Below are 9,221 nucleotides of genomic sequence, written 5' to 3' on the forward strand. Positions count from 1 at the left end.
GTAATCGCCAACCAGCCGGCGGTCCTCGGGCGTCCACATCAGCGGCCTCCGGCAGGGTGTGTGTTCCCTGCCAACAGCCGTTACGTCAGACCCTCACCCCGTCAGTGCGACTTTCGAAACGGGCTGTCAGCCGTCTCTTGGTGCCCGGCCTGATCGATCTTCGCACCTACGCTCTGTGGGTTTCGACCATTCCGAAGGCCTTCCCGAACCCGTCGCGCCTGGCGAGCGAGGCGACGGAGCATCGGTGGGTCACCGCGGACGCCGTGCCCGATGGGCTGTGCGCCGAGGAGGTCTACGCGCGCCTGCCGGAAAACCATCCCGCCCTGAGCTCCCGGGGTGGTTTGGCCGATCGTCATGACATCGCCCCGCCGTCTGGCGACGAGGGCGATCCGGATTTTCGCCCCACGCCCGACGGCTTCACCGACTGGCCGGACAAGACGCTCGCCGCGGCGCGTGCCGTCGAGGGTACCGGCGGCCGATTGCCCAAAGGAGCCACCCTCATCATCGATCGCTTGGCCCGTCCGCGGCTGTCCTGGCGGGACATGCTGCGGCGCTTCGTCGCGTCGGCCCGCCGGTCGGATCGTGCATGGCACCGGCCCAACCGCCGGTTGGCGGCGCAAGGGCTGTGCCTGCCGGGCGGCGTGTGCTTCGCCCCGCGGCTGGTGCTGGCCATCGACGCCTCCGGCAGCTGCGTCGCGCATCTCGCCGGTTTCCTCGCGGAGCTCCGTGCCGCGCTGAGCAGCGTGGGCGGCGATGCGGTGCGGGTGCTCGTGTTCGACGCCGGGGTACACACCGACGTCGTCCTCGCCGGCGCTGATGCAGCGGATGCGCTCGCCATACATGGTGGCGGTGGAACCGATTTCCGGCCGGTGATGGATCGCCTCATGGCCTCCGATCCGCCGGACGGGCTGGTCATCCTGACCGATGGTCTGGGCCGAGCGCCATCGACCCCACCTCCCTTTCCCGTTCTCTGGGTGCTCACGCCGCTCGGGCGGACGCCAGCCCCCTGGGCCCAGTGCGTGCCGTTGCCGCCGCCGCCCTGAGACCGTCGATGATCGCAACGATTGCGCCCCCCGGTTCGACCATGGAGACTACGCTCATGCCTCTCACGCCCGCCATTCTCGACCGTGCCCTCGGCAGCTTCATCGGCCTCGCCGTCGGCGACGCCGTTGGCACGACCGTCGAATTCCAACCGCGCGGATCGTTTCCGCCTGTGACCGACATGACGGGGGGCGGGCCGTTTCGCCTCGCCGCCGGGCAATGGACCGACGACACCTCGATGGCGCTCTGCCTCGCCGAAAGTCTGCTGCACGACTCCGACCTGGATCCGCTCGACCTGATGCAGCGCTTTCACCGTTGGGTCGACGAAGGCTACAACGCGTCGACCGGCCGGTGCTTCGACATCGGCCACACCACCTCGAGCGCCATCATGCGCTTCCGGAAAGCCGGCGTGGCGATGGCTGGCTCGACCGACCCGCGTGAGGCTGGAAACGGCTCGATCATGCGTCTGGCGCCGGTGGCCACGCGGTGGTGGCACGATCCGCCGACCGCCGAGCGGATCGCTCGCGCGCAGAGCCAGACCACCCACGGCGCGGCGGAAGCGGTCGACGCATGCGCGCTGCTGGCGCGGATTCTCTGCGCAGCGATGGCCGGACGAGGCCTCGCTGCGCTCGCGGCTCCCATCGATCCGGCATGGCGCCCGAGCATCGTCGCGATCGCCGCGGGCACGTGGCGCGACAAGACGACGGAGGAGATCGCCTCCACGGGCTACGCCGTCCACACGCTGGAGGCCGCCGTCTGGACCTGCGCGCGCAGCCGGACCTTCGAAGAGGCCATTCTCACCGCAGTCAACCTCGGACACGACGCCGACACCGTGGGTGCGGTGACCGGGCAGATCGCCGGCGCGCTGTTCGGTTTGGCGGGCATCCCACGCCGCTGGCTCAACCGTCTGCACGACGGTGCGCGCATTCTGACGCTGGCACAGGCGCTTGCCGAGGCCTCTGCGGCTTCGGCGCCGTCGTCCAGCACCCCGCTCTGAAGCGGTCGGTCGCAGCAGCGAGGCCAATATGCGCATTCTTCACGTGTCCGACCTTCATCTGGACAACGCCATGGCCGGCGGACCGCATGGCTGGTTCGGCGGCTTCGACTTCGCCGGCCACACAGAGAGCCCGGAGGACACGCTGGTGATCGTCGGCGATACCGGCGAGCACGTCGACGACACGATCGATTTCCTCAACGCGGCCGCCACACGCTTCCGCAGCGTCGTCGCCGTCTGGGGCAATCACGAGACCGGGTCGCCGACCCATGCTCGCGCGCCGAACGTGCACATCCTCGACCTGACTCCCGATGGTCTGCACATCAACGACGATCAGCGCGTCGGCTATGTCGGAGGGTGCCTCGCCCCCACTGATTCCGTTTCGCTCACCCGAACGGAACGAGGCCTCCGCCGCCTTGAAGCGTCGAGCGCCGTCGAGCGCATCGTGGTCGTGTCGCATTTCGTTCCGACGGCGCGCATCGGTCCGCTCATCGGCCGTGACATCCGGGCCAAATGCAACGATCTGCTCGACCGGCTCGCCCCGGCGCACGTCAAGCCGACCACCGTGGCGTTCGGTCATCTGCATATCGAGGTCGAGGTCATGATCGATGGCGTTTGCCTCGTCAGCAACCCGCGTGGCTATCGGAAGGAGCGCCGCGACCGCTCGGTGTTTCGGGATTTCAAGGAGCTTCCCTTCCCCCCGATGACACCGTGATGCCAGCGGGCATTCACCTCGAGACCGGCTTGTCGAGGCAAGGCGGGACGCGCGCCGTTCGCACCGGCCAAACCGGGCACGGGACGGCGTCCAGTCGGCCGCCACGGAGAGCGCAGCGTTCAATCCACCGTTTGGCAGCCGATCGCACGACGGGGTCGAGCGGTGGCCGACTTGCCTGCCCGGCCTCGTGTGGGCCTTCTTCGCGGCGGGAGGTCGGCTCTTGCTCGGCCAACCCAGCGTCGACCCACACGTCGGTGACCCGCTCGGCCGCGTCCTGCGACAGAGCAGATGCGTCAGTTCGGCTGCATCGTGGTTCAGGGGGGCCGATGGGATGGCAGTGGTGTGGACCACTGGTGGCCACCAGTCGGTGTCACGTCGCGTGGTCGACCTGCACGATGCGACCATGGACGCGGCATCGCCGCACTTCGTCCAAGAAGCCAGGGCGTTGCCCGAGCAGCACCGACACTGACCTGGGAGCGATGGTCAGACCTGCCGGGCGAGGGCTGTCTTTCGGAGCACGCGCGGGCCGGCCGCGGCTTGCGCTCCCCTGGAGGAGGAGCACCGGTGGCGGGCCCCGAAATGGCGATCTCCTCGAGGCTGCCGGCATGGAGGGTGTCGTGGTTGCGGTCCGCTGACCAGAACCGCATCAGACCAATCCCCCATGTCGTCCTCGTCGGCGATGCCGAGCGGTGGTACCGGCGCGACGCGGCCCGCACACGGGCATCGCACGCACCGACCACCGCCACTGCGGCCGTCATCCGGTCGCCCACCGGAGCACCGGTGGGTTTCACTGCACTGCTGGCAGACGGCGACCGGGAGGAGCGTCGACACTGGCGGCCTGACCACATCCAGCGGACGAACGATGCGGGCGGGTTCCACCTCCAGGCTGCGAAGCGGCCGTTGCCCACCCACCAACGCATCGACTACTCTAACCCTATCGATTTAGGAGGTGGTGATGCGGCGCTATCGAGACGGCGTGCTCCTGTCGGCGGGCGATCTTGTGACCTTTTTGGGGTGTCGCCATGCGACCACGCTGGACGTCCGGGCACTGGACGAACCGATGGACCGAGCGCCCGACGACCCGACACTGGAAATCCTCCAGGCCCGTGGGCTGGAGCACGAGCAAAGCTACCGGGCGTCCCTCGCCGCTGAGGGCCGGACCGTCATCGATGTTCCGAACGGTCCGGGTCTCACCGTCACCGATCGTCTGTCACTCACCCGGCAGGCCATGCGGGCAGGTGCCGACGTCGTGTCCCGGGCGGTTTTGATGCACGGGTCCTGGCACGGCGTCGCCGACTTCCTGGTCAAGGTCGACACGCCTTCGGCGTTGGGCGCTTGGTCCTACGAACCGGTGGACACCAAGCTGGCCGCCAACGTCGCTCCCCGCCACGTCATCCGGCTCACCGTTAACGGCGCACTGCTCGCCGCAGAGCAAGGCGTGCCCCCGCACCGGCTGGGCGTGGTGCTGGGGTCCGGCGCCCCGCATTCTTTTCGCACCGATGATTTCCTCTCCTACGTTCGGCTGGCCTCCGGTCGACTGGAGGCGTTCGTCGCGGATGCGCCGGCGCGCGCCGCCTCGACGCCGGAACCGTGCGCCCATTGCGACGACTGCGCCTGGAAAAACCGCTGCCAGGCGGAATGGTTGGCGGCGGACCATCTGAGCCAGGTGGCCAACATCCGCCGCTCCCAGGCGACCAAGCTGCGCGCCGCCGGTGTCGACACGATGGCTGCGCTGGCGGCGTTGCCCGACGGGCACCGGGTCCCCGGTATGGCTGCCGAGACGTTGGCCAAGCTGCAGCGGCAGGCCCGCCTGCAGACCGCGGTCAAGGGCACCAACGAGACACGCCATGAGCTGCTCGCCCGCGTGCCGGGCAAAGGCTTCGACCGGCTGCCGCGGCCGGCCGAGGGCGACCTGTTCTTCGACATGGAGGGTGATCCGCTCTACCCGGGTGGCCTCGAGTATCTGTTCGGCGTCCATTGGATGGAGAACGGACGAGACCGCTTTCGGCCCTTCTGGGCGCACGATCGCGCGGCGGAGAAGACCGCGTTCCAAGCCTTCATAGATTTCGTGGCGGATCACCTGTCCCGGCATCCTGACGCTCACATCTACCATTACAACCATTACGAGGTCACGGCGGTTCGCCGTCTGGCGTCGTTTCACGCCACCCGCGAGGCGGTGGTCGACGATCTGCTGCGCCGCCGAAAGTTCGTCGACCTCTACGTCATCGTTCGTGAGGCGCTTCAGATTTCCGAGCCGCGCTATTCTCTGAAAAACGTCGAGCATTTCTACCAAGGAAAGCGGGCCGGCGAGGTTTCCACCGCCACCGACAGCATCGTGGCTTACGAGCGCTGGCGGGTGGTGCGGGATCAGCGCATCCTCGACGAGATCGAGGCGTACAACGCCATCGACTGCCGCTCGACGGCTGGGCTGCTGGGCTGGCTCGTGTCCATTCGCCCCGACGATGTCGCCTGGTTCGATTCCGCCGCCGCGGGCCCGGACGAGACGGCCCTCAGCCGACAGCAAGAGGCCGAGGCCGAGCGCCAGGCACTGCACGATCGCCTGATGACGGGCGCGGAAGCGGATCGCCCGTTCCGGATGCTCGTCCACGAATTGACCGACTTCCACCGCCGGGAGAAGAAGCCGGAGTGGTGGGCGATGTTCGACAGCCAGACCCGCGACGTGGAGGAGCTGCTGACCGACACCGAGTGTCTGTGTGGCCTGCGCCTCGCCGGAGCGCCGGTGCCCGAGGCGCAGTCCTTCGTCTACACCTACCGCTTCCCGCCGCAGGAAACCAAACTGACGGTGGGCAAGAAACCGGTGGTGATCGACAGCCTCAAAGAGGCCGGAACGATCACCGCGTTGACCCTCGATCGGCACACGGTGTCGATCAAGCGCGGCAAACGGGTCGGCCCGCTGCCGGAGGCGCTCGACCTCGGACCGCCGAAGCCGATCGATGACGCCATCCTGCGCGCCGCGGTGCGGCGCTTCGCCGACGCGATCGCCGCGGACGACGGTCGTTTCCAGGCGCTGGCGCGCCTGCTGCGCCGCGAACCGCCGCGTCTGCGCGGCCGCGCGCCGGCCCCCCAGCCGCTGGTTCCACCCGGCGTGTCGTTGCTCGATGGAGCCATCGCCGCGGTCGCGGACCTGGAAGACAGCCATCTGTTCATTCAGGGACCGCCGGGGACCGGCAAAACCTTCACGACCAGCCGCATCATCGTCGACCTGATCCGCCGCGGCCATCGCATCGGGGTGTCGTCCAACTCCCACGCAGCGATCAACAATCTGCTGGAGGGAATAGAGACCGCGGCCAAGGACCTGGGCGTCGTCTTCCATGGCCAGAAGAAAGCGAACAAGGACGATGCGGCGACGCACTTTGACGGCGCCTTCATCACCAGCGTCTTCACCTCCGACGATCTCACTCCCTCCGTCGACCTGCTCGCCGGCACGGCGTGGCTGTTCGCCAACGAGGAGCACGAGGAAGCCTTCGATTACCTGTTCGTCGACGAGGCCGGGCAGGTCTCGCTCGCCAACCTGATCGCCATGGGCACGGCGGCGCGCAACATCGTCCTCGTCGGCGACCAGATGCAGCTCGGCCAGCCGATCAAAGGCACGCATCCGGGTGAGTCCGGGGCGAGTGCGCTGGAGATTTTGCTCGGGGACGAGGCGGTGGTGCCGCCCGACCGCGGCATCTTTCTGGACGTGTCCTACCGCATGAATCCGACCATCTGCGGCTGGATTTCCGAGGCCATCTACGATGGGCGCCTGACGGCGCATCCGACGACCGTGCGGCAGGAGCTGCTGATCGCACCCAGCGGCCTCGGACAGGGTGCGCCCGGTCTGGCTCCACGTGGTTTGCGCTTCGTGTCGGTCGAGCACATCGGTTGTGGTCAGCGCTCACTGGAGGAGGCTGAGGCCGTCCGCGCATTGTGGTTGGATTTGCAGGGGCGCAGTTGGCGCGATCGCATCGGCGCGATCCGCACGATCGGCCCGGACGACATCGTCGTCGTCGCGCCCTACAATGTGCAAGTCAACCTGTTGCGGGCCACCCTGCCGGCCGAGGCCCGGGTCGGCACGGTCGACAAGTTCCAAGGTCAGGAGGCCGCAGTGGTGATCGTTTCGATGACGACGTCCAGCGGCGACGATTTGCCGCGTGACGTGGAGTTCCTGTTCAGCCGAAACCGCATCAACGTCGCGGTGTCGCGCGCCCGCTGCCTGGCCGTGGTCGTCGCCAGCCCCCGGCTGCTCGAGGTGTCTTGCGGATCGCTCGACCAGCTGCGGTTGGTGAATACGCTCTGCCATGCCTACGGGTGGTCCGAAGGCCTCGACCCGCGGAGCCGTCGCTGGGAGGCGCAACTCGACGAGGCACTGACCTGATCAACGGGCGTCATCGAACAAATGCGCATTCTCAAAGGAAGAAATCACATGGACGTCGCCACGACCGCGCCGGAAACGACGGCACGGACCGACAGCCAAGAGCTCGAATGGAAGCCCTGGAACCGAAATCTGAAGCGGATCACTTGCTTTTACAGGACCGCGTCCGGCATGGAGCGCGCCGCGGTCGGCGCCATGGCGCCTTTTGCCCGTCTTACCTTCGCCGAAGCAGTCAAAGATGTTCTGCCAGGGCTGTATAAGGATGGAAGGGTCCTGACGACGAAAACGATCGAGAAAAAGGCAAAAAAGGGAAAGGGTAAGAACCGGAGCGAGGCAAATTCCGAAACGCTGACCGAAACCGCCTATATACCGCGCTGCTATGTGTGTGGTGAGGAAGCCCAGGATGTCGATCATCTTTGGGGATTGAGGACCTATGGCGATTTGATGCACAACCGGGCTCCGATTTGCCGGAGGTGCAACACCGCAAAGGGCAAGAAAATGCCCGAAGATTTCCTCACGGCGGACTATCTCGCCAAAAAGCGAATCGCGGTGGCCGCCGACGATACTCTGGAGCACTTGCTCGAGCGCGTCGATGCGCACCGCAACAAGCTTCAAGACGAGCTCTCGAAAATCGAGTTGCCGGCGGACCGCGCGCAGCGGCTTGCGACTGCAGAGGAGCTGCTTGCACAGTACCGCGTGTACGAACAGGCGTATCGTCTGGCAATCGATTGCGTGCTCGGTCATATCGTCGTGTCCGAAGACGACTATCACAAGCGCGGACTCACGACGAAGCATGCCAAAGTGCTGTCCATGCTCGATGAGCGCTGTGCCAACGCCAGAACCAATGTCATCGACGCAAGCCGCCTGCAGGAAACGTTCGAGCGGGTGATGAACAGCAGTGAATCGCGAAAGCGGTGCTACGACGATCTGTTCAAGCCGGCGGAGCTCGTTTCGAACGCGGAGGCGCCCAGACAGGATGCCGACGAGGACGACGATGAACTCGGCTGATGCGGTTCACACCTCTCAGCGATGGGCCGGCGACGAGCAGTCCCACACGGTGCTTTGCACACCATCGCTCCGTGTGAACTGGCCGTTGCTGGTCGACCGGATCGAGCAAGGTTTCCGTTGTCCACGATCACCCTACCATGGCCCGTCGCACTGGCGGGCCGTGGCCACGGCGGGGGCCATGCTGTGCCGTCGCACTCCGGACGCCGACTGGATGACCGTTCAGTTGTTCGCGCTGCTGCACGATTGCGAGCGGGTCGATGACGGGGATGACCCGCGTCATGGCGAGCGGGCCGCAGCGCTGGTGCGCAGCCTCGCGGCCGAAGGAACCATCCGGGGTTCTGAGGCCGAGATCGAGCGTTTGGCCTACGCTTGCGCCGACCACGCGCACGGCTACACGGTCGCCGACCCGACCATCGGGGTGTGCTGGGATAGCGATCGGCTGAATTTATGGCGGGTCGGCGTGCCACCGTCGCCCAAGTATCTGTCGACGGCTGCCGGCCGCGACGTCGATCTGACGCTGTGGGCCATGACGCTGCATGACACGGCTCCGTCGTGGAACGCCATCCGGTCGGAAGCGTTCGATCCCACACCCTATGGAGGCCCGGATACCAGCTGGGACCTCGCCGAAGTCCGGGACGAGTTCCTGTCAGCGCTCTAGCGCTGGGAGGGAGGATTGGCTGCTCGTTCGTGCTTCCGGTTGATCCTCGGAGATCGGGTGTCGCTCCACGCCGGTCGGACGAGGTACGACGCCAAGCGAAGGCATCGTGCTTCAGCGTCGGAGATGCTCCCCGATCTCCTTCCCGCCGCGCTCCTGCCGCCCTGTCACGCGCAGCCCGGCGACGACGGTTTTTGCGATGGAGCGCGCGTACCTGTCGACGGTGTGCAACGACAGACCGCCCTGATTCACGCTGATGAAGCCGTGGATCGTGGAAGCATCCGGCGTCGAGACAATCATGGATAAGCGGTACGCATCCGGTGAGTAGCGCGGTCAGGCAGCTTTCGTCTGCTCGGGGATTGCCTTCCAGTTCCAGGGCAGGAGTTCGTGCAGGCGGGTTTGGGGCATGTCGTTGATGCGCGCCAGCACGTCGGCG

Annotated in this window: 7 protein-coding genes; 6 read left to right on the forward strand and 1 reads right to left on the reverse strand. The window is 66.7% G+C overall.

Going from position 1 to position 9,221, the window contains the following annotated elements:
* The first annotated feature begins 140 nt into the window (after nucleotides 1–140).
* From DS843_RS30505 to DS843_RS30530, 6 genes are all read left to right on the forward strand, one after another.
* Nucleotides 141–1,043: a vWA domain-containing protein gene (locus DS843_RS30505; RefSeq protein ID WP_167525545.1), complete on the forward strand. Its 903-nt coding sequence runs from the start codon at nucleotides 141–143 to the stop codon at nucleotides 1,041–1,043.
* Between the two features lie 56 nt (nucleotides 1,044–1,099).
* Nucleotides 1,100–2,038, forward strand: a complete 939-nt coding sequence (locus DS843_RS30510; protein WP_149472569.1) for an ADP-ribosylglycohydrolase family protein — start codon at nucleotides 1,100–1,102, stop codon at nucleotides 2,036–2,038.
* A 28-nt stretch (nucleotides 2,039–2,066) separates the two neighbouring features.
* A complete protein-coding gene (locus tag DS843_RS30515; RefSeq protein WP_149472570.1) occupies nucleotides 2,067–2,750 on the forward strand; it encodes a metallophosphoesterase family protein in 684 nt (227 codons plus the stop codon).
* Between the two features lie 955 nt (nucleotides 2,751–3,705).
* Nucleotides 3,706–7,125 carry a TM0106 family RecB-like putative nuclease gene (locus tag DS843_RS30520; protein ID WP_149472571.1) on the forward strand — a complete coding sequence of 1,140 codons (3,420 nt, stop codon included), beginning with the start codon at nucleotides 3,706–3,708 and terminating at the stop codon, nucleotides 7,123–7,125.
* A gap of 48 nt (nucleotides 7,126–7,173) precedes the next feature.
* Nucleotides 7,174–8,130 (forward strand): hypothetical protein, encoded by a 957-nt coding sequence (locus DS843_RS30525; RefSeq protein ID WP_149472572.1) that lies wholly within the window; start codon nucleotides 7,174–7,176, stop codon nucleotides 8,128–8,130.
* 211 nt (nucleotides 8,131–8,341) lie between these two features.
* Entirely contained in the window at nucleotides 8,342–8,788 is a 447-nt protein-coding gene (locus tag DS843_RS30530; RefSeq protein WP_149472573.1) for a hypothetical protein, read from the forward strand.
* A 111-nt stretch (nucleotides 8,789–8,899) separates the two neighbouring features.
* Here the strand turns inward: DS843_RS30530 and DS843_RS30535 are convergent, their stop codons facing one another.
* Complete coding sequence (locus DS843_RS30535; protein WP_149472574.1) at nucleotides 8,900–9,085, reverse strand: hypothetical protein; 186 nt, start codon at nucleotides 9,083–9,085, stop codon at nucleotides 8,900–8,902.
* Between the last annotated feature and the right edge of the window lie 136 nt (nucleotides 9,086–9,221).

It is taken from the genome of Roseomonas genomospecies 6, from assembly GCF_008365375.1.
Classification (GTDB): domain Bacteria; phylum Pseudomonadota; class Alphaproteobacteria; order Azospirillales; family Azospirillaceae; genus Azospirillum.